Here is a 21,041-nt window from a genome sequence, read left to right on the forward strand (position 1 = left end):
ACCCGGCATGTCATTGCTCAAGCAACTGTTCCTGGCGATCTGCCTGTTCCTCGTGGTGGCCTTCGCCGGCAGCTTCGCCGCCAGCCTGGAAAGCTCCCGCGAGCAACTGATCGGCCAGTTGCGCTCCCATGCCCAGGATGCGGCCACCGCGCTGGGCCTGTCGCTCACCCCGCACGTGGACGACCCGGCGATGATCGAGCTGATGGTCAGCTCGATCTTCGACTCCGGCTACTTCGCCACCATCCGCGTGGTGAGCATTCCCGAGGGCAAGGTCATCGTCGAGCGCGACAGCGACACCCAGAACCAGCAGGTGCCGGCCTGGTTCGCCAAGCTGGTCAACCTCAAGGCCCAGGGCGGCGACGCGCTGATCATGCGCGGCTGGGAACAGGCCGCGCGGGTCGAGGTGGTCAGCCATCCGCAGTTCGCCCTGGCCAAGCTGTGGGACGGCGCGCTGGGCAGCCTCGCCTGGCTGCTGGCCTGCGGGCTGGTCAGCGCCATCCTTGGTGGCTGGCTGCTGCGCACCCAGTTGAAGCCTCTGGACCAGATGGTGCAGCAAGCCCACGCCATCACCCGCCGCGAATTCCTCACCCTGCCCAGGGAACCGCGCACCCCGGAGCTGCGGCGCGTGGTACAGGCGATGAACCAGATGGTCGACAAGCTCAAGGCCCTGTTCGCCGAGGAAGCCAGCCGCAGCGAGAAACTGCGCGAGGAGGCCTACCAGGACAGCCTTTCCGGCCTGGCCAACCGTCGCCTGTTCGACGCACGGCTGGACGCGCAGCTCTCGCCCAGCGAACAGAACGCCGCCGGCTACCTGCTGCTGCTGCGCCTGAACGACCTGGCCGGGCTCAACCAGCGCCTCGGCGGACAGCGCACCGACGCGCTGATCCGCGACGTCGCCGAGTTGCTGGAACGTGAGCGCGAGCAGCACGGCACGCCGGACTGGCTGGCCGCGCGCAGTCGCGGCGGCGAATTCACCCTGCTGGCGCCCGGCCTGGACAGCGCCAGTGCAGAGCATCTGGCGGACGAACTCAGTGCCGCCCTGGAAAACCTGCGCGGCACGGGCGCCAGCGATTGCACGCCGGTGGCGCATCTGGGCCTGGCGGCCTTCCGACCGGGCGAGCCCTCCGCTGGCGTGCTGTCGCGCGCCGACCAGGCACTGGCCCAGGCACAGGCCACTCCGGACCGCACCTGGCAACGCCTGGACAGCTCCGGCAGCCAGCCCGCCCAGGACTCCCGTGCCTGGCGCGACTGGCTCGACGACGCCCTGCAAAAGGGCAAGCTGCAGCTGTGGTTCCAGCCCGTGCGCGCCTGCGCGGAAAACGGCGAGTTGCTGCACCAGAAAGTCCTCGCGCGGCTGCTCGATCCCAAGGGCGAGGCCGTGGCCGCCGGGCAATTCCTGCCGTGGATCGAGCGCTTCGGCTGGTCGGCGCGTTTCGACCTGGCGATGCTCGAACACGCCCTCGCCCACCTCGCCCAGCAACCGGCACCGCTGGCCCTGTCGCTCTCGGCGGAAACCGTGCGCAGCGCCGAGCCCCTGCGCCAGCTCTTCGAAATCCTGCGTGCCCACCCGCAGGAAGCGCAGCTGATGACGCTGGAAGTGGACGAACGCTACCTGCCGCCGCCGGCCGAGCTGGAGAAGCTCGCCCAGTCGGTCCAGGAAGTCGGCGCCAAGCTCGGCCTGCAGCACTTCGGCGGGCGCTTCAGCCTGATCGGCAACCTCACCCGCCTGGGTCTTGCGTACCTGAAGATCGACGGCAGCTACATCCGCGCCATCGACCAGGACAACGACAAGCGCCTGTTCATCGAGGCCATGTACCGGGCTTCCAACAGCATCGACCTGCCGCTGATCGCCGAGATGGTCGAGACCGAGGGCGAGCTGCAGGTGCTGCGGGAGATGGGGATTGCCGGGGCGATGGGGCGACTCATTGGCGCACCGAAGCCGTCGCAGAAGAACACCTTGTAGGAGCGAGCTTGCTCGCGAACAGAGCCCGCTGCGGAGTCAGTTCGCGAGCAAGCTCGCTCCTACGAAGAGCTCGCAATCCCTGTCTCAGGCTCTGACACTTCAAAGACTTCCAGAAAAACAGCCGAGCACTCCGAACCGCCCCGTTCAGGAGGGCTCGTTGAAACTTCGATTCGACGAGGGAATTTTTCGCCTAAGCGAATAACCGGATGTCCGGGGCAAGACCTTTGCCCACTTTGGATGGGGCGGCCATCCGTCGTTTGCCAAAGTAGGTCGCCCGAGGGGGCGCAACGAGAAGTCGCAGCGCACGCTGAAGCGGCGCTGGAAACCTCAAAGCTAGGCAGACACATCGCGGACAAAGCCCGCTCCTACACAAGGGCAAACGCCGGAGCAGGCCTTGAAGGCCGCATTCGCGAGCAAGCTCGCTCCTACACCAAACGTCAGTCCTTCTTGCCCTTCTTCGCGCTTCCGTAAGCCGCCTCCAGCGCATCATTGATCGTCTTGAGCACCTTCACCCGCGCATAACGCTTGTCGTTGGCCTCGATCAGCGTCCAGGGCGCAATCTCGGTGCTGGTACGATCGACCATATCCCCCACCGCATCCACGTACTGGTCCCACTTGTCGCGGTTGCGCCAGTCCTCCTCGGTGATCTTGAAGCGCTTGAAGGGAATCGACTCGCGCTCCTTGAAGCGCTCCAACTGGGTCTGCTGGTCGATGGAGAGCCAGAACTTCACCAGCACGATGCCGTAGTTCGTCAGTTGCTCCTCGAAGTCGTTGATCTCCGCATAGGCGCGCAACCAGTCAGCGTCGGAGGCGAAGCCCTCGACCCGCTCCACCAGGACCCGGCCATACCAGGAACGGTCGAAGATGGTGAACTGCCGCCGCCCCGGAATGTGCCGCCAGAAACGCCACAGATAGGGCTGCGCACGCTCCTCCTCGGTGGGCGCGGCGATCGGCACGATGCGGTACTGGCGTGGGTCCAGCGCATCAGTCACGCGGCGGATGGCGCCGCCCTTGCCGGCGGCGTCGTTGCCTTCGAACACGGCGATCAGCGAATGGCTGCGGAAACGCTTGTCGCGCATCAGCGTGGCCAGGCGCGCCTGCTGCTTGGCCAGGTGTTCCTTGTACTGGTCCTTGTCCAGCGACAGGCTCAGGTCAAGCGCATCCAGCAGCCCCTTGTTGTCCAGGCTGGAGACCAGTGGCGCCGCATGGGGCTGCGGGGTCGGGCGGTCCTTTCGCTTGAGTGCGGCCTGCAGGCTCTCGAGAATGGTGCGGCCCACCGTCAGGCTGCGGTAGCGCTCATCGGAACCCTCCACCACGTACCAGGGCGCGTAGTCGCGGCTGGTGCGGCGCAGCACGCGCTCGCCGTAACGCACGAACTTGTCATAGACCTCGCTCTGCTTCCAGTCGATCTCGGAGAGCTGCCAACTGCGCGTCGGGTCGTTCTCCAGTGTCTTGAGCCGCTCCTTGAGCTGCTTCTTGGAGAGGTGGAACCAGAACTTGAAGATCAACGCGCCCTCGTCGGAATACATCCGCTCGAAACGCTCGGCATCGTTGATCAGGCCATCGAGCTGGCTGTCCTTGATCTCGCCGGTGACCCGCGCGTAGAGCATCTGGCTGTACCAGTTGCCGAAGAAGATGCCGGTCGTTCCCTTGGGCGGCAGACGGCGCCAGAAACGCCATTGCGGCGGCCGCGAGAGTTCCTCGTCGGTGGGCTGGAGGAAGCTTTCCACCCGGATCAGGCGCGGATCCATCCACTCGTTGAGCAGCTTCACCGTTTCGCCCTTGCCGGCGCCCTCGATGCCGTTGATCAGAATGATCACCGGGAAGCGCGCCTGCTGCTTGAGCTCGTACTGCGCCTCGAGCAGGGCTTCGCGCAGCACCGCGACCTCCTTCTCATAGGTTTCCTTGTCGATGGAATGACCGATCTCGGCGGATTCGAACATGCACCTCTCCTTGTCTCGAAGTGAGTAAAAGGTAGCGGAAGTGACGCAGCCTGTCCTCGGAACGGATCAGCTAAACTGCCGCCTTCGTTTCACTGCCCTGCCTTCCTTCATGCCAGACATCAGCAGCGCCCAGATCGACTGGGACGAGAACGGCCAGCCCACTTCCCGCGTCTATGGCGACGTGTATTTTTCCCGCGACTCGGGCATTGCCGAGACGCGCCACGTGTTCATCGACGGCAACCGTCTGCCCGAGCGCTTCGCGGCGCTGCCAGCAGGCGGGCGCCTGTGCATTGGCGAGACCGGCTTCGGCACCGGGCTGAACTTCCTCTGCGCCTGGCAATTGTTCGAGACGCTGGCACCTGGCGATGCACGGCTGCACTTCGTCACCACCGAGAAGTACCCGGTAGCACCTGAAGACCTGCGCCGCGCCTTCGCCCTCTGGCCGGAGCTGGCGCACCTGTCGGGGCAGGTGCTGGAACAGTACGTGGCGATCAATCCCGGCTTCCAGCGCTTCGTCTTCGCGGGCGGCCGCGTGGTGCTGACCCTGCTGGTGGGCGACGTACTGGACACGCTGCCGGAACTGGACGCACGCGTCGATGCCTGGTTCCTCGACGGCTTCTCCCCGGCGAAGAACCCGCAGATGTGGAACGACGCGCTCTATGCGCAGCTGGCCCGTCTTTCGGCGCCGGGCACGACCCTCGCCACCTTCACCAGCGCCGGTTTCGTCCGCCGCGGACTGGGCGCAGCCGGCTTCAAGATTCGCCGTACCCTGGGCTTCGGCAAGAAATGGGAGATGTCCCAGGGCGAATTCATCGGCCTCGAACAGCCCACCGGCAAGCCCTGGTACGCCCGCCCCGTTCGCTCGAAGGGAACGCGCCAAGCCCTGGTGATCGGCGGCGGCATGGCCGGTTGCGCCAGCGCCGCGAGTCTCGCCGCACGCGGCTGGCAGGTGACTCTGATCGAGCGTCATGCCAGCCTCGCCGAGGAAGCCTCGGGCAATCCCCAGGGCGTGCTCTATCTCAAGCTGTCCGCCCACGGCACCGCCCTGTCACGGCTGATCGTCAGCGGCTTTGGCCATACGCGACGGCTGATCCAGCGTCTGCAGAAAGGCGAGGAATGGTCCGACTGCGGCGTGCTGCAACTGGGTTTCGATGAAGCCGAGGCCGGCCGCCAGGCGAAGCTCGCCGAAGCCTTCCCCGGCTCGCTGCTGCGCCTGCTGGACAAGGCCGAGGCGGAAAGCCTCGCTGGCGTCGGCCTGCCCGCCGGTGGGCTGTTCTATCCCGAAGGTGGCTGGGTACATCCGCCGGCCCTGTGCCGGCACCTGGCGCAGCATCCGAACATCCGCGTGCTGGCCGGCGAGGAAGTCCGCCTGCAACGCGAAGCCGATGGCTGGAGCGCCTGGAGCGGCGACGCGAAACTTGCCAGCGCGCCCGTCGCCATCCTTGCCACCGCCGCCGAGGTGCGCCGCTTCGAAGGCGCATCGAGCCTGCCGATGAAGCGCATTCGCGGGCAGATCACCCGTGTGCCGGCCACCGCCGACAGCGCCGCGCTGAATACCGTGGTTTGCGCCGAGGGCTACGTCGCCCCGCCGCGTCACGGCGAGCACACCCTGGGCGCCAGTTTCGAATTCAAGCGAGACGACACTGAGCCATCATTGGCAGAACACCTGGGCAACCTCGACCTGCTGGCGGAGATATCCACAGACCTGAGCGAACGCATGCACATCGCCCAGCTCGACCCGGCAACTCTGCAGGGCCGCGCCGCCTTCCGCTGCACCACGCCGGACTATCTGCCACTGGTGGGCCCGCTGGCCGACCGCGAAGCCTTCGCCAGCGCTTACGCTGTACTGGGCAAGGATGCGCGCCAGGTGCCGGAAACTCCGTGCCCCTGGCTCGACGGCCTGTACCTGAACAGCGCCCACGGCTCCCGCGGGCTGGTCACCGCGCCGCTGGCTGGCGAGTTGCTCGCTGCCTGGATCGACGACGAACCGCTACCCTTGCCCCGTGCCGTGGCCGAGGCCTGCCACCCGAACCGTTTCTTCCTGCGCGACATCGTGCGCGGCCAGAAGAACGCCTGATCATCTCGCGGTCCAGCGACAGGACCGCGACCAGCTTCCAGAGCGGACCACCGACATGGATGCACTGCTGCTTGAATCCTCCGCCATCGGCCTGATCCTCGGGCTGCTGCTGGGCCTGACCGGCGCCGGCGGTTCGCTGGTGGCACTGCCATTGCTCCTCAGCCTGCACCTGCCGCTGCACGATGCCATCGGCGTCAGCCTCGGCGCCGTTGCGCTGTCGGCAGCCATTGGCGCGGTGCCGCGTGCGCGGCAGGGCCAGGTGGCATGGAAGCCGCTGTTCTGGCTGGTGATCACCGGCTGGCCGGGCAACGCCATCGGCCAGTGGCTGGGCAAGTTCGTGCCCGATGGCTGGCTGATCATCGGCTTCTGCGTGCTGGTGCTGTGGTCGGCCTGGCGCATGTGGCAGGGCTCCAGCCAGCCGCGCGTGTCCGAACTGCCGACGCGCAACGGTCCGCTGCTTGCGGTGGGGTTGGCGGTGGGAATGCTGTCCGGCCTGATGGGTGTGGGCGGCGGCTTCCTGATCGTACCGGGGCTGCTGTGGTTCACGCCGCTGTCGATGATGGCGGCAACCGCGACGTCCATGGCGGTGATCGCGCTGGTGTCCGGCGGTGGATTCCTGCTTTATCTGACCCACGCACAGCCACCGCTGCCCTTGCTGGCGTGCCTGGCGGCGGGCGGTGCACTGGGCGTGCTGTTCGGCAATCGCCTGGCGGTGCGCCTGGGCGGCGCGACGTTGCAGCGCCTGTTCGCGCTGATGCTGGTGGCGGTCAGCCTGTCCCTGGCGGCACAGAAACTGATGAGCTGACGCTCAGAACTCTTCTTCCTCTTCTTCCTCGACGCCGCTCCCTGGCGTCTCGAACAGCTCGGCCGCGCGCAACAGCCCGGCGAGAATCGCGTGCTGCTCCCATTCGGGCAGCCCGGCGAAGCGCTCCAGGGCGTGCTCGGGCAATAGCGCCGGGCTGTGCTTGAGCGCTTTGCGGCCATCGGCTTCAAGGCTCATCCACTGCTTGCGGCGATCACCATCGTCGCGCCGCCGCGTCAGCAGCCCCTTGCTCTCCAACCGGGCCAGTGCACCGGAAAGCGACGACTGGGACAGCGCCACGTGCCGCGCCAGCTGACCAGCGGTTATTTCCCCTTCCAACTCCACCACCTGCAGGATCAGCAACTGCAGCGGCGTCAGTTCGCCATCCCGGCCCAGGCTCTTGGAGTGCACCTCCGCCGCCTGTTGCAGGCGCCGCAGGGCCTGCAACATCGAGAGTGCGTGGGCGTTGCGCATCGAAGTCTTGCTGTCGGCCATGTCAGTCCACCTGCTGCTCCGTCATTTTTCCTCAATGAAATCAAATAGAACTCTCGCCGGATCGACGGGTCATCCCCTAAGGCGTCCGTGAGACGCCACCCACTTCATCCCCAACGGAGATCCGGTAAGGACATGTGCGGAATAGCAGGAGAGTTACGTTTCGATAAACAGGCTGCGGACCTTGCCGCAGTCGAACGCATCACCCATCACCTGGCCCCGCGAGGCCCCGACGCCTGGGGTTTCCATAGCGAAGGTCCGGTGGCCCTGGGCCATCGGCGGCTGAAGATCATGGACCTGGCTGAAGCCTCCGGTCAGCCGATGATCGATACCGCCCTGGGCCTGTCACTGGTCTTCAACGGCGCCATCTACAACTACCCCGAGCTGCGCCAGGAGCTCGAAGCACTGGGCTACCGCTTCTTCTCCGGTGGCGACACCGAAGTGCTGCTCAAGGGATACCACGCCTGGGGTGAACAACTATTGCCCCGCCTCAATGGCATGTTCGCTTTCGCCATCTGGGAACGCGACAAACGGCGCCTGTTCATCGCCCGCGATCGTCTCGGCATCAAGCCGCTGTACCTTTCACAGACCGGCAAGCGCCTGCGCTTCGCCTCCAGCCTGCCGGCGTTGCTCAAGGGCGGCGATATCGACCCGGCGCTGGACCCGGTGGCACTCAACCATTACCTGAGCTTCCACGCCGTGGTGCCCGCGCCGCGCACCCTGCTGGCCGAAGTGCAGAAGCTGCCGCCGGCCACCTGGATGAGCATCGACGCCGACGGCCACACCGAGCGCCAGCGCTGGTGGTCCCTGGACTACGGCCCGCTGCCCGATGAGCGCGAGCTGACCCTGGACGATTGGGAAGACCGCCTGCTGAGCAGCCTGCGTGACGCCGTGAGCGTGCGCCAGCGCGCTGCCCGCGAGGTTGGCGTGCTGCTCTCCGGCGGTGTCGATTCCAGCCTCCTGGTCGGCCTGCTCCACGAAGCCGGCGTCGAGGACCTGCTGACCTTCTCCATCGGCTTCGAAGATGCCGGCGGCGAGCGCGGCGACGAATTCCAGTACTCGGACCTGATCGCGAAACGCTATGGCACCCGCCACCACCAGCTGCGCATCGACGAGAACGAAGTCATCTCGCAGTTGCCGGCGGCCTTCCGCGCCATGAGCGAACCGATGGTCAGCCACGACTGCATCGCCTTCTACCTGCTCTCGCGGGAAGTCTCCAAGCACTGCAAGGTGGTGCAGAGCGGCCAGGGCGCCGACGAGCTGTTCGCCGGCTACCACTGGTACCCGAAAGTGGCCGGCGCGAAGGACCCGCTACAGGCCTACCGCGCGGCCTTCTTCGATCGCAGCCACGGCGAGTACCTGGACACCGTCCGCGAGGCGATGCGGGTCGAGGACGTGGCCAGCGAGTTCGTCCGCGACCACTTCGCCCAACCCGGCGCAGAAGACCCGGTGGACAAGGCGTTGCGCCTGGACAGCACCATCATGCTGGTCGACGACCCGGTCAAGCGCGTGGACAACATGACCATGGCCTGGGGCCTGGAAGCCCGCGTGCCGTTCCTCGACTACCGCGTCGCGGAACTGTCGGCACGCATCCCGTCGCGCTTCAAGCTTGGCGACGGCGGCAAGCAGGTGCTCAAGGCCGCCGCGCGCAAGGTCATCCCCAGCGAGGTGATCGACCGGCCCAAGGGCTACTTCCCGGTGCCCGGCCTCAAGCACCTGCAAGGCAATACCCGCGCCTGGGTCAGCGAATTGCTGCTGGACCCGAGCCAGGACCGTGGACTGTTCGAGACGGCGATGTTCGACCGCCTGCTCAGCGACCCGGCGAGCGACCTCACTCCGCTGCGCGGTTCCAAGTTGTGGCAGTTGGCGGCCCTCAACCTCTGGCTGACGGAACAAGGCCTCTAGAGCCCGGCGGCGCCGTGCGTGGCGCCGCCATCCCCACAGCCCAGGACAGATGCTTATCAGGGAGCGCACGATGAAACCCCATTCCAACCTGCCCCATCCCCACAACCAGAGGCTGCTGCGCGGCCAGACGCCGACCTACGAGCGCCTGCAGGCGCGCTTCGCCGGCGACCACGCGGAAAGCCACGGCCCGCTGATCCTGCAATGCGGCTGGGGCCGCCTGCTGATCGGCCATACCTTCTCCAGCCCGGACAAGCTGGCGGCCGAGTTGCTCAACGAACAACCCGGCGAGCGCGACATTGCCCTCTACGTCGCCGCGCCACAGCAGGTGCTGTCCCACGCCCCGCAGCAACTCTTCCTCGACCCCTCGGACGCGCTGCGCCTGTGGTTCACCGACTACCGCCCGGCGCGCCGCCCCTTCCGCGGCTTCCGCATCCGCCGCGTGCACAGCGACGACGACTGGACGGCGATCAACCGCCTCTACCTCTCGCGCGGCATGCTGCCGGTCGATCCCTCCAACGTCACCCCGCGCCACCAGGGCGGCCCGGCCTACTGGCTGGCGGAAGACGCCGAGACCGGCACGGTGATCGGCACCGTCATGGGCATCAACCACGCCAAGGCCTTCCGCGATCCCGAAGGCGGCTCCAGCCTCTGGTGCCTGGCCGTGGACCCGCAGTCCAGCCGGCCCGGCGTCGGCGAAGCGCTGGTACGCCACCTGATCGAACACTTCATGAGCCGCGGGCTGGCCTATCTGGACCTGTCGGTGCTGCACGGCAACCAGCAGGCCAAGTCGCTGTACCGCAAGCTGCGCTTCCGTGAACTGCCGACCTTCGCAGTGAAGTGCAAGAACGGCATCAACCAGTCGCTGTTCCTTGGCCCCGGCCCGGAAAAGGGACTCAATCCCTACGCGAAAATCATCGTCGACGAAGCCCATCGACGCGGCATCGAGGTGCAGGTGCAGGACGCCGACGCCGGCCTCTTCACCCTCACCCAGGGCGGCCGACGCATTCGCTGCCGCGAGTCGCTGTGCGACCTCACCAGCGCCGTCAGCATGAGCCTGTGCCAGGACAAGACCCTCACCCACCGCGCCCTCGACCGCGCCGGCCTGCGCCAGCCGCAGCAACGCCTGGCCGCCAGCGCCGAAGACAACGCGGCATTCCTCGAAGAACACGGCGCGCTGGTAGTCAAGCCGGTGGACGGCGAACAGGGCCAGGGTGTCGCCGTGGACCTGCGCACGGCCGAGGAGATGGAGAGCGCCGTCGCCCACGCGAAGCAGTTCGACACCCGCGTCATCCTCGAGAGCTACCACCCCGGCAATGACCTGCGCATCGTGGTGATCGGTTACGAAGTGGTGGCCGCCGCCATTCGCCGCCCCGCCGAGGTGATCGGCGATGGTCGGCACAGCATCCGCAAGCTGATCGAGGCGCAGAGCCGCCGGCGCCAGGCTGCGACCGGAGGCGAAAGCCGCATCCCGCTGGACGGCGAGACCGAGCGCACCCTGGCCGCCGCCGGCTTCAGCTACGACGATGTGCTGCCCAGCGGCCAACGCCTGGCCGTACGCCGCACCGCCAACCTGCACACCGGCGGCACCCTGGAAGACGTCACCGAGCGCCTGCACCCGGCCCTGGCCGACGCCGCCATCCGCGCCGCGCGAGCGCTGGAGATTCCGGTCACCGGCCTCGACCTGCTGGTCACCGAGGCCGACCAGGCGGACTACGTGATCATCGAGGCCAACGAGCGCCCCGGCCTGGCCAACCATGAGCCGCAGCCGACCGCCGAACGCTTCGTCGACCTGCTCTTCCCGCTGAGCCGCGAACTCCTGCATCGCGACAACCGTGATCAGCCTCACCCCAACGAAGAGGCCCCGGCATGACCCAACTGCCACAACCCGACCTCAACTACCTGCAGCGCGTGCTGCTGGAAATGCTCGCCATCCCCAGCCCCACCGGTTTCACCGACACCATCGTGCGCTACGTCGCCGAACGGCTGGAGGAGATCGGCGTGCCCTTCGAGATGACTCGCCGCGGGACCATCCGCGCCACCCTGCTGGGCCGGCGCAAGAGCCCGGACCGCGCCGTCTCGGCGCACCTGGACACCATCGGCGCCATCGTCCGCGAGATCAAACCCAACGGCCGCCTGGCCCTGGCGCCGGTGGGCTGCTGGTCAAGCCGCTTCGCCGAGGGCAGCCGGGTCACGGTGTTCTGCGAGAACGGCGTATTCCGCGGCAGCGTGCTGCCGCTGATGGCCTCCGGGCACGCCTTCAACACCGCGGTGGATACGTTGCCGATCAGCTGGGATCACGTCGAGCTGCGCCTGGACACCTACACCGCCAGCCGTGCCGACAGCGAATCCATCGGCGTGGCCATCGGCGATTTCGTCGCCTTCGACCCGCTGCCCGAGTTCACCGAGAGCGGCCACATCAGCGCCCGCCACCTCGACGACAAGGCCGGCGTGGCCGCGCTGCTGGCCTCGCTCAAGGCCATCGTCGAAGCCGGCCAGGTGCCGCCGATCGACTGCCACCCACTGTTCACCATCACCGAGGAAATCGGCTCCGGCGCGGCCGGCGCGCTGCCCTGGGATGTGAGCGAATTCGTCGGCATCGATATCGCGCCGGTGGCCGAGGGGCAGAACTCCAGCGAACATGCGGTCAGCGTGGCGTTGCAGGACTCCGGTGGGCCTTACGATTTCCACTTGTCCCGGCACCTGCTGCGCCTGGGCGAGCGCCACGAGATCGCCGTGCGCCGGGACCTGTTCCGCTACTACCACAGCGATGCGCAGTCGGCGATCACCGCCGGCCACGACATCCGCACAGCGCTGCTGGCCTTTGGCTGCGACGCCACCCATGGCTACGAGCGCACCCATATCGACAGCCTGGCCGCACTATCGAAACTGCTGACTGCTTACCTGCTCAGCCCGCCGGTCTTCGACAGCGACGCCGAACCCAGCGAGGGCACGCTGGAGCGCTTCAGCAAGCAACTGGAGCACCCGGTGCACATGGAAAGCACCACCCATGTACCGCCGGTGGACGACCTGATCGACAGCACCGACAGCGGCGACCGGGGCAAGGACTCGGATAAGGGCAAGAACTGAAGCTGCACTCACCGCATCGCGGGACTACAATCCCGCGCTGCGATTCCGAGTACTCCGCCATGCTGATTCCTTACGATCTGATCGAAGCCTACACCCTGAACAACCTGCTGGAAGACTTCGTCACCCGCGAAGGCACCGACAACGGCGACGACACGCCCCTGGACGTGCGCGTAGAGCGCGCGCGCCATGCGCTCAAGCGCGGCGAGGCGGTGATCGTCTTCGACCCGGAAAGCCAGCAGTGCCAGCTGATGCTGAAAAGCGAATTGCCGAGGGAGTGGCTGGAGGACTGATAGAGCGTCAGGAACTCCTGCAGCTGTCGATCCCGCTCAGATCACGGCGCGAGACGAGGCCCGAGCAACACCACGCTGGCGCCGATCACGCAGAGCGCCACGCCGACCCAGTCGCTCCACAGCGGGCGACTCTTTTCCACGAAGGACAGCCAGAACAGCGACGCGGCCACATAGATACCGCCGTACGCCGCGTAGGCGCGTCCGGCATAGTTCGCCTCGACGCGGGTAAGCAGCAGGGCGAACAGCGTCAGGCTGAGCAACCCGGGAATGATCCACAGGGCGCTCTTGTCCAGGCGCAGCCAGAGGTAGAAGGCGTAGCAGCCAGCGATCTCGCAGAACGCGGCGAGGACGAACCAGAGGTAATTGATCATGGATGCTTTCCGTAACGGGAGGCGCGCCATCAGCCGCGCAGGCCGCCCTCGCGCTCCCAGGCGCAACGCACTTTCAGCTCACCTTCGCGCGGGCTGTGGAAACCATTCTCGGATTCCCAGCGGAAAGTGTGGCTGCCGTTGACCTCGGTTTCCAGGTGCACCACCGCACTGGCCCAGTAAAGGCGGCGCAACAGCGCTTCGAACTGTTCGACCCAGAGTTTCCACTCGTACTCGATGGTCTGGTAACTGGCGCCGAAATGGATCACCTGGGACTGGTACAGGCCCGCGCCTTCGGTCTCGCAGCGGCTGAACATTTCGCGGCCCAGGAACGGCCAGGCCTCGCCCATGGGCAGGCTGTCGAGGACCTTGCGGTTGGCGGCGCGGCGCAGGCGGCGCTCCATCGAGTCGCCGGGCCAGTCGCGGATGCAGCCATAGACGATGGATTCACAGTGCAAGCGGGTTCTTCCTTCAATGACACCGGAGCCTTCTAACACAGGCCCGACGATGCGCAAAGCACGAATCCCAAGAGCTGGGCGGTAGCCCGAAAAAGCAAAAGCCCCGCGACATTCGCGGGGCTTTTACCGGGGTCCAACGTACATCAGCCAGGCAGGCCGGTGACTAAAACTAACCCTTTGCACCGGCCTGGGCAAGCCCTGTCTTTCATTGCACCGAAAGAGGGCAAAATCAGGAAAGGCTGCGGCGCTTGGCCTGCATCTTCTCCGCCATCTTGGCCATCTCGTCGTAGAGCGCCTGGGGGTTCTGCTGCTTGATCTGCCAGGCCATGCGACCCTGTTCATGAGGCAGGATCATGAAGACGTCGCGGGCCACTTCCTGGTGGATGTAGTCGGCGATGTCGGCGGCGCTGATGGGCGAGCTTTCCAGCAGCTTGCCGACCTGGGTCTTCATTTCCGGGCTGGGGCCGCGGAAGGAGTCCAGCAGGTTGGTCTGGAAAAACGACGGGCAGACCACATGGACCTTCACGTCCACCAGGCTGAGGTCGGCCAGCAGGCTTTCCGACAGCGCCACCACACCGGCCTTGGCCACGTTGTAGTTGCTCATCGCCGGGCCCTGCATCAGCGCGGCCATGGAGGCGATGTTGATGATGCGGCCCTTGCTCTTTTCCAGCAGCGGCAGGAAGGCCTTGCAGCCCTTGACCACCCCCATCAGGTTGATCGAGATCTGCCAGTCCCAGTCCTCCAGCGACAGTTCGCTGAAGAAGCCGCCGGAAGCGACGCCGGCATTGTTGACGATGATGTCGATGCCGCCGAACTTCTCTTCGCAGTTCTGCGCCAGCTGGGTCAGCTGACTGTAGTCGCGCACGTCGCAGCGCTGGGTGAAGCCGTCGCCGCCAGCCTCGCGCACCAGCTTGAGAGTTTCCTGCAGGCCTGCTTCGTTAACGTCGGCCAGCGCCAGCTTCCAGCCCTCGCGGGCCCAGCGCAGGGCGATTTCGCGTCCGAGGCCGGAACCGGCGCCGGTGATCATGATGCGATTTTGCATAAGGGAGGTCTGCCTTTTCTTGTCTTGTTCGGGACGGGTGGTCGACGAGGATCTGTCGACGACTGTGGCCCGAAGTGTAACCAAGGCTTTCGACCATCAGCGGTGAAATCAGGGCGCTGAATGCCCCTGGCAAACCGCCGGCGCACTAGTGATTCACGGCTTGCAGGGTCAGGCCTGGGCGAGCACGCAGAGCTTGCCCAGCACCAGGGCGATGCCGGCGGAGACGAGCAGGTGGGCAGCGCAGTTGATACGTTCGCGCTTGAGCTGGGCAAAGCCCTGGATACGGTAGCGGAGGAGGAAGACGCCCAGCGCCACCGGAAGCGCCGGACCGAGGAAAACGAATTGCCAATAGCGGTCGGGGTCGACCACCGGGTCCAGGGTCATGGCTTCGGCCAACGGCGGCAGGCCCAGCCCGCACTGGACGAGCAACCACACCACGCCCAGCACAACCAGTACAACGCCCAGCATCCCTACGACTCCCTGATGGCAAAGGCCCAGTATGTTAGTACAGGCCTCCCCAGCGGGCTGTGCGACGAATCACCCTGTGGCGTATCAGCGCGGTGACAAAAACCGACTTACCTGGGGCCTCCGTGGTCGGGTGTTCCCCTCACCCCAGCCCTCTCCACTGGGATAGGGCTGGGGTGAGGGGTTTAACGGGTCACGCCGATCCACTCGGTCAGATACGTCCGAGCAACAACAGCACCAGCAGAACGACCAGTACGACACCGATGACGCCCGACGGGCCGTAACCCCAGTTGCGCGAGTGGGGGAAGACCGGCAGGCCGCCGATCAGCATCAAGATCAGGATGATCAACAGGATGGTCCCGAGTCCCATATCGTCTCTCCTCTTTCAGTCGACGAGGGGCGATGGCTCGCGGGATGCGATTGGCCAGCGCTTATGAGTTCCGACCGGGCGGTTGCGCGGAAGATTCAAAGAATCTGCACGCCGCCGGGATCAGCTCAGATCGCGGGGTAATGAGCCCTTGCGCAGGCGCAGGAACATCAACGCGGCAGTGCGCGCATCGCCGATGGCGGTGTGGCGACCTTCGATGGGAATTTCCAGGTTGCGCGCCAGGGTATCGAAGCGCAGGTCCAGGTGCAGGTCGGGAAAGCGCCGGCTCATCTTGCGGTGGTAGATCTCGGAGACCTCGACGCGGGGATTGTCGAGCCGCGCGCCGAGCTGCTCGCGCAGATGCCGGCGCAGTACAGCGACATCGAAGGACAGGTAGTAACCCAGCAGCGGGCGGACGCCGATGAACGCCTGTACCCGCTTCAGCGCCTCCGCCAGCGGCAGCTGGCCTTCGAGGTCGGCGCGGCGCAGCTTGTGGATGCGGATCGACTCGCCGTCCAGCGATGGCGGCGGTTCCACCAGCAGCTCCAGGCGCTCGCCGAGGATCAGCTTGCCTCGGCGGATCACCACGGCGCCGATGCTGAGGATGTCGGCCTTGCGCGGATCGAGGCTGGTGGTTTCCAGGTCCAGCGACACCAGTTCCTCCGCCTCGGCCGGATCATGCCGCCACCAGTAGAGGCGACGGCGCCAGGCGGACCAGTGCGGATCGGGGGCGGCGACGCAGGCGTTCATCGGGTCTCCAGATGGAATTGGCGGGTCAGGCTCTGCTTGAACTTCTTCACCGTGTGCAAGCCGAAGCGCAGCAGGTCGCGCTCGTGGCGGCTCAGTCGGGAAACATCGAGCCCCTGCTCGCGACCGTCACGCTTGCCGTCCAATTGCTGGCGCAGGCGCAGTTGAAGGAACAGCTCGAAGGACTCGACCAGGTTGTCCACCAGCGACTCGTCCAGCACGCCGAGCGCCTTCAGCGCAGTCAGCCGGCCCAGCGTGCCGCGCTCCTCCAGGCCTTCGCGCACGGCCAGCACGCGGGCGCCGTGGACGATGGGGAAGATGCCGCCGCGCTTCACGTCGAGCTGCGCATCCTGGGTCTTGAGTTGGCCGAGGAAGGTCAGCGGCGTGTCGAATTGCAGCGCCGGCAAGGCGAGGTCGCTCATCCAGCGGCTGCTGTCGCCAGCCAGTTCACCCAGGCATTCGCGCAGGCCGTCGAACAGCCGCCGGTTGCCCGCCACCGGCCAGGCATCGGCAAGAATCGACAGGCGCATCAGTTGCTCCGGGCGCCCCTGCAACGGCAACTCGCGCAATTCGCGCTGCCATTCCGACAAGGCTTTGCACCACTCCGGCCGGCTGGCCATCACGCCACCGGGACATGGCGGATAGCCGAATTCCAACAAGGCGGCAGAGAAGCGCTGCATCAGCAGCAGGCCCTGCTCCACCGGCAGACCGTCGTCGAGGATCAGGGCGTTGTCCTGGTCGGTTTTCAGCAGTTGCTCCGCGCGCCCTTCGCTGCCCATCACCAGCAGGCAGCAGCGGCCGCGCAGCACCGGCGGCACTTGCAGTTCGAAGAGGCGCTCGAGCAATTGTTCGTTCAGCGCGCTGACCAGTTGCATGATGAAACGCAGGCGGATGCCATTGCCCGCCAGGGTGGCGATCAGCGTGTGCAGGGTCTCGGCCGCGGCGCGCAGCTCGGCCTCGCTCTCGGCGCGAGCGATGCGCAGCGCCAGCACATGGGAGTGGGTGGAGAACAGGCTGAGCACCTGGGTCAGGTGCAACAGGCCGACCACCCTGCCCTCCTCGCACACCGCCACGCGTTCGATGCGCTGGCGGGTCATGAGGATCATCGCGTCGAAGAGAAAATCCCCCAGCTCGACATGGCTCAGCGGGCGGTGCGCCAGCGGGCCGATGGGTTGCGCCTCGCTGAAGCCATCGCGGAAGTGCGCGGTCATCAGGTCGGTGCGGGTGACAATGCCCAGGGCACCTTCCTCGCGCACCAGCAAGGCGTCGGCACCACGGCTCAGCTGCAGGCGCGCCGCATCGCCCAGCGGCAACGTAGGCTCCACTTCAATGGCCGGCAACAGGTGTTCGGAGGCGATACGGGTGAGGATGAATTCGGCCAGGTTCTGCCCGTCGCGGCGCTCCAGCTGGCGCTTGCTGGCCAGGTCCGCGCGGAAGAATTGCGCGAACTGGGGATTGTCCGCGCAGAGCTGATGGAAAACCGCCGCGGGCAGTTCGTAGACGATGCTTTCTTCCACTGCCTGGTAACGGTGCTTGCTGCTGCCGGAGAGCAATCCGCGAACATCGAACAGGTCTTCGGCGCCATATTGCGCGAACAGCCTGCCGTCCTCGCCGCGCTCTTCGATCACACCCTTCATCAGGATGAACAGGCAGGGCACCGGCGCACCGGCCTCGAGCAGTACTTCGTCGACCGTGTAGTAACCCACGCTCAATGCATCGCGCAGCTGCTCGCGCTCCAGCGGACGAAGCTGGTCGAAAGGAGGCGAGGCGAAGTTGAAATCGTCGGACATCCGTTATCCATCCCTGTCAAAAAAGCAGGGCCGGAGGTGTTTCCACCTCCGGCCCCGGCAGGTTAGCTCAAGCGATCAGTGGGCAACGGCGCCAGTGGCACCCAGGCCGGTCTGCGAGCGAATGAATTGCGGGAAGAAGCGTGCACGCTCCTCGTCGGCAGCGGCGGACTTGTCGGTGATGGAGAAGAACCAGATACCGATGAAGGCCACGGCCATGGAGAACAGCGCCGGGTACTCGTACGGGTAGATGGCTTTCTCGTGGCCGAGGATCTGTACCCAGATGGTCGGGCCGAGGATCATCAGGGTCACCGCGGTGATCAGGCCGAGCCAGCCGCCGATCTTCGCGCCACGGGTGGTCAGTTTCTTCCAGTACATGGAGAGCAGCAGCACCGGGAAGTTGCAGCTGGCGGCGATGGAGAAGGCCAGGCCGACCATGAAGGCGATGTTCTGCTTCTCGAACAGGATGCCGAGAACGATGGCCACCACGCCGAGGCAGACGGTGGTGATCTTCGACACGCGCAGCTCATCCTTCTCGTTGGCCTTGCCGCCTTTGAGCACGCTGGCGTACAGGTCGTGGGACACGGCCGACGCACCGGCCAGGGTCAGGCCGGCAACCACCGCGAGGATGGTGGCGAACGCGACGGCGGAGATGAAGCCGAGGAACAGGCTGCCACCCACGGCATCGGCCAGGTGCACGGCGGCCATGTTGTTGCCGCCCAGCAGGGCGCCGGTGGCGTCCTTGAAGTCCGGGTTGGTGCTGACCAGCAGGATCGCGCCGAAGCCGATGATGAAGGTCAGGATGTAGAAGTAGCCGATGAAGCCGGTAGCGAAGAACACCGACTTGCGGGCTTCCTTGGCGTCACTGACGGTGAAGAAGCGCATCAGGATGTGCGGCAGGCCGGCGGTGCCGAACATCAGCGCGAAGCCCAGGGAGAATGCGGAGATCGGGTCCTTCACCAGGCCGCCGGGGCTCATGATGCCCTCGCCTTTCGGGTGGACCTTGATGGCTTCGGAGAACAGGGTGCTGATGTCGAAGTTGACGTGCTTGAGCACCATGATCGCCATGAACGTGGCGCCCGAGAGCAGCAGCACGGCCTTGATGATCTGCACCCAGGTGGTGGCGAGCATGCCGCCGAACAGCACGTACAGGACCATCAGGATACCGACCAGGACCACGGCGACGTGGTAGTTCAGGCCGAACAGCAGCTCGATGAGCTTGCCGGCGCCGACCATCTGCGCGATCAGGTAGAAGGCCACGACCACCAGCGAGCCGCAGGCGGACAGGGTGCGGATGTCCTTCTGCTTCAGTCGGTAGGAGGCCACGTCGGCGAAGGTGTACTTGCCCAGGTTGCGCAGGCGTTCAGCGATCAGGAAAAGGATGATCGGCCAGCCGACGAGGAAGCCGATGGAGTAGATCAGGCCGTCGTAGCCGGAAGTGAACACCAGCGCGGAAATACCCAGGAAGGACGCGGCGGACATGTAGTCGCCGGCGATCGCCAGGCCGTTCTGGAAGCCGGTGATGCTGCCGCCGGCGGTATAGAAGTCAGCAGCGGACTTGCTGCGCTTGGAGGCCCAGTAGGTGATGCACAGGGTCAGGCCGACGAAGGCGACGAACATGACGATGGCGGAGATGTTCAGCGGCTGGCGCTGAACTTCGCCGGTGAGGGCGTCAGCCCAGAGTGACGGAGCGAAAGCGGCCAGTGCGAGGGCCGCAGAAATTCGGCCTTTCATTGCTGGGCCTCCTTGAGGATTTCCTGGTTGAGGCGGTCGAATTCACCGTTCGCCCGGCGCACGTAGATGCCGGTGAGCACGAAGGCAGAGAGAATAAGCCCGACGCCCATGGGGATGCCCCAGGTGACGGACGAATCGGCACTGATCTTCGCGCCCAGCAGCTGCGGCTGGAAGGCGATGAGCAGGATGAAGACCACGTACAGGCCCAACATGATCAGGGAGAGCAGCCAGGCGAATCGCTCGCGCTTGGCCACCAACTCTTTGAAGCGCGGATTGGTATCAATCCGCTGGTAGATGCTGTCGTTCATTTTGTTCTTGTCCTCACAGCGGGGATGACGCGGATGTCGTCGATCCCTAATTTATTGGAGCGCTGCAAGCTCTCCAGACGACTTTAGTCGTAGCGATTTGCCCTCTCTTGCGAACAAGCCCGGAATAGACGCCTCGGAATAAAAAAATCCCCCGCGAACGATGGCGTTCGCGGGGGATTCTTCTGTTGCTGGCGTCAGTTCGGCCTAGAAGATCACAGCCATTCCTTCACGCGATCCGGATGCGCTTCGACCCATTTCTTGGCGGCCACTTCCGGCTTCTCACCATTCTGCACGGCGAGCATGACTTCGCCGATTTCCTGGCCGTCCTTCCACTGGAACTTCTTCAGGAAGGCCCAGACTTCCGGCGCCTTCTTCTCCAGCGCCGGGTTGGCCACGCTGTCGACGTGCTCTTCTTCGCCGTAGACCTTTTTCGGGTCTTCGAGGAACTTCAGCTTCCACTTGGCGAACATCCAGTGCGGAATCCAGCCGGTCACGGCAATGGCCTTCTTGTCGTTCTCCGCACGTGTCAGCTCGGCGATCATGCCGCTGCCGGAACTGGCTACCAGCTTGTAGTCCAGGCCGTAGTCCTTGATCGCCTGGTCGGTCTTGAGCATCACGCCGGCGCCGGCGTCGATGCCGACGATGCGGCCGCCGAAGTCATCCTTCTGCGCCTTGAGGTCCTCGATGCTGTTGGCTTTCACGTATTCGGGCACGATCAGGCCGATCTTCGCGCCCGGGTAGTTCACGCCCAGGTTGGTGACCTTGTCCTTCATCTTCTCGTAGTAGGCGCCGTGGGTGACCGGCAGCCAGGCCGAGAGCATGGCGTCGAGCTTGCCGCGCGCCACGCCCTGCCACATGATCCCGGCGGCAACCGGCATCAGCTTGACCTGGTAGCCGAGCTTCTCGCGCATGATCTCGGCGGCGACGTGGGTGGTCGCCACGCTGTCCGACCAGCCGTCCACGTAACCGATGGTGATTTCCGGCTTGGCCGCCGCGCCGGCCAGCCCGGCCGCCGCCGACAGCACCAGACCTGCGCCCAGGCCCAACAGGCGTCGCATCATTGTCATGGTTTTCTCCCCGTGATTTTTCGTTGCGGCGTCCGGGTAGACCCGGCGCCATTCGCGGTCTTGGCCGCCCTTTCATGATCGGCGCCCGCTGCTGGCGAACTGCTCTGAGAACGACGCCAAACGGTCCGATCCACGACAG

The 21,041-nt window shown here is 65.7% G+C and carries 19 protein-coding genes; 7 read left to right on the plus strand and 12 right to left on the minus strand.

The genetic code is table 11. From position 1 onward, the window contains the following. The first annotated feature begins 7 nt into the window (after positions 1-7). On the plus strand, positions 8-1,963 hold the full coding sequence (gene lapD, locus LDJ84_RS22220; RefSeq protein WP_024766149.1) for a cyclic di-GMP receptor LapD: 1,956 nt from the start codon (positions 8-10) through the stop codon (positions 1,961-1,963). 437 nt (positions 1,964-2,400) lie between these two features. Here the strand turns inward: lapD and pap are convergent, their stop codons facing one another. Continuing rightward, a complete protein-coding gene (pap, locus tag LDJ84_RS22225) occupies positions 2,401-3,906 on the minus strand; it encodes a polyphosphate:AMP phosphotransferase (protein ID WP_024766150.1) in 1,506 nt (501 codons plus the stop codon). Positions 3,907-4,015: 109 nt separating this feature from the next. Between pap and mnmC the strand changes: the two genes are divergently transcribed. Both mnmC and LDJ84_RS22235 read left to right on the plus strand, forming a co-directional pair. Beyond that, complete coding sequence (gene mnmC, locus LDJ84_RS22230; RefSeq protein ID WP_226045415.1) at positions 4,016-5,983, plus strand: bifunctional tRNA (5-methylaminomethyl-2-thiouridine)(34)-methyltransferase MnmD/FAD-dependent 5-carboxymethylaminomethyl-2-thiouridine(34) oxidoreductase MnmC; 1,968 nt, start codon at positions 4,016-4,018, stop codon at positions 5,981-5,983. A 55-nt stretch (positions 5,984-6,038) separates the two neighbouring features. Continuing rightward, complete coding sequence (locus LDJ84_RS22235) at positions 6,039-6,788, plus strand: sulfite exporter TauE/SafE family protein (RefSeq protein ID WP_226045416.1); 750 nt, start codon at positions 6,039-6,041, stop codon at positions 6,786-6,788. Between the two features lie 3 nt (positions 6,789-6,791). Here the strand turns inward: LDJ84_RS22235 and LDJ84_RS22240 are convergent, their stop codons facing one another. After that, positions 6,792-7,280: a MarR family winged helix-turn-helix transcriptional regulator gene (locus LDJ84_RS22240; RefSeq protein WP_024766153.1), complete on the minus strand. Its 489-nt coding sequence runs from the start codon at positions 7,278-7,280 to the stop codon at positions 6,792-6,794. 132 nt (positions 7,281-7,412) lie between these two features. On the opposite strand from LDJ84_RS22240, the gene LDJ84_RS22245 reads away from it, so the two are divergent. From LDJ84_RS22245 to LDJ84_RS22260, 4 genes are all read left to right on the plus strand, one after another. Beyond that, positions 7,413-9,182, plus strand: coding sequence for an N-acetylglutaminylglutamine amidotransferase (locus LDJ84_RS22245; protein WP_024766154.1), 1,770 nt, complete (start codon positions 7,413-7,415; stop codon positions 9,180-9,182). A 70-nt stretch (positions 9,183-9,252) separates the two neighbouring features. Continuing rightward, entirely contained in the window at positions 9,253-11,052 is a 1,800-nt protein-coding gene (ngg, locus tag LDJ84_RS22250; protein ID WP_226045417.1) for an N-acetylglutaminylglutamine synthetase, read from the plus strand. After that, the gene (locus LDJ84_RS22255) at positions 11,049-12,269 is read left to right on the plus strand and encodes an osmoprotectant NAGGN system M42 family peptidase (RefSeq protein ID WP_024766156.1); all 1,221 of its coding nucleotides are present in this window, start codon (positions 11,049-11,051) and stop codon (positions 12,267-12,269) included. Before ngg ends, LDJ84_RS22255 begins: the two co-directional genes overlap by 4 nt. A 59-nt stretch (positions 12,270-12,328) precedes the next feature. After that, a complete protein-coding gene (locus LDJ84_RS22260) occupies positions 12,329-12,559 on the plus strand; it encodes a YheU family protein (protein WP_226045418.1) in 231 nt (76 codons plus the stop codon). Positions 12,560-12,600: 41 nt separating this feature from the next. Here LDJ84_RS22260 and LDJ84_RS22265 read toward each other — a convergent pair whose 3' ends face one another. The 10 genes from LDJ84_RS22265 to LDJ84_RS22310 form a co-directional block, all read right to left on the minus strand. Beyond that, positions 12,601-12,930, minus strand: a complete 330-nt coding sequence (locus LDJ84_RS22265; RefSeq protein ID WP_024766158.1) for a YnfA family protein — start codon at positions 12,928-12,930, stop codon at positions 12,601-12,603. Positions 12,931-12,959: 29 nt separating this feature from the next. After that, positions 12,960-13,385 carry a hypothetical protein gene (locus LDJ84_RS22270; protein ID WP_024766159.1) on the minus strand — a complete coding sequence of 142 codons (426 nt, stop codon included), beginning with the start codon at positions 13,383-13,385 and terminating at the stop codon, positions 12,960-12,962. A gap of 229 nt (positions 13,386-13,614) precedes the next feature. Then, positions 13,615-14,427 carry an SDR family oxidoreductase gene (locus tag LDJ84_RS22275; protein ID WP_038803310.1) on the minus strand — a complete coding sequence of 271 codons (813 nt, stop codon included), beginning with the start codon at positions 14,425-14,427 and terminating at the stop codon, positions 13,615-13,617. A gap of 168 nt (positions 14,428-14,595) precedes the next feature. Then, positions 14,596-14,895 carry a hypothetical protein gene (locus tag LDJ84_RS22280; protein ID WP_024763450.1) on the minus strand — a complete coding sequence of 100 codons (300 nt, stop codon included), beginning with the start codon at positions 14,893-14,895 and terminating at the stop codon, positions 14,596-14,598. 208 nt (positions 14,896-15,103) lie between these two features. Further along, complete coding sequence (locus LDJ84_RS22285) at positions 15,104-15,262, minus strand: DUF3309 family protein (protein ID WP_017522017.1); 159 nt, start codon at positions 15,260-15,262, stop codon at positions 15,104-15,106. A 120-nt stretch (positions 15,263-15,382) separates the two neighbouring features. Next, on the minus strand, positions 15,383-16,009 hold the full coding sequence (locus LDJ84_RS22290) for a 3'-5' exonuclease (protein ID WP_065085957.1): 627 nt from the start codon (positions 16,007-16,009) through the stop codon (positions 15,383-15,385). Continuing rightward, a complete protein-coding gene (locus tag LDJ84_RS22295; RefSeq protein WP_226045419.1) occupies positions 16,006-17,796 on the minus strand; it encodes a DUF294 nucleotidyltransferase-like domain-containing protein in 1,791 nt (596 codons plus the stop codon). The genes LDJ84_RS22290 and LDJ84_RS22295 overlap by 4 nt, the downstream gene beginning before the upstream one ends. A gap of 75 nt (positions 17,797-17,871) precedes the next feature. Beyond that, positions 17,872-19,527 carry a cation acetate symporter gene (locus LDJ84_RS22300; protein WP_024763447.1) on the minus strand — a complete coding sequence of 552 codons (1,656 nt, stop codon included), beginning with the start codon at positions 19,525-19,527 and terminating at the stop codon, positions 17,872-17,874. Continuing rightward, positions 19,524-19,835 (minus strand): DUF485 domain-containing protein, encoded by a 312-nt coding sequence (locus LDJ84_RS22305; protein ID WP_024763446.1) that lies wholly within the window; start codon positions 19,833-19,835, stop codon positions 19,524-19,526. Before LDJ84_RS22305 ends, LDJ84_RS22300 begins: the two co-directional genes overlap by 4 nt. Positions 19,836-20,047: 212 nt before the next feature. Continuing rightward, complete coding sequence (locus LDJ84_RS22310; RefSeq protein ID WP_024763445.1) at positions 20,048-20,902, minus strand: glycine betaine ABC transporter substrate-binding protein; 855 nt, start codon at positions 20,900-20,902, stop codon at positions 20,048-20,050. Positions 20,903-21,041 lie beyond the last annotated feature (139 nt).

It is taken from the genome of Pseudomonas sp. HS-18 (assembly GCF_020401845.1).
In the GTDB taxonomy this organism is placed as follows: Bacteria; Pseudomonadota; Gammaproteobacteria; order Pseudomonadales; family Pseudomonadaceae; genus Pseudomonas; species Pseudomonas nitroreducens.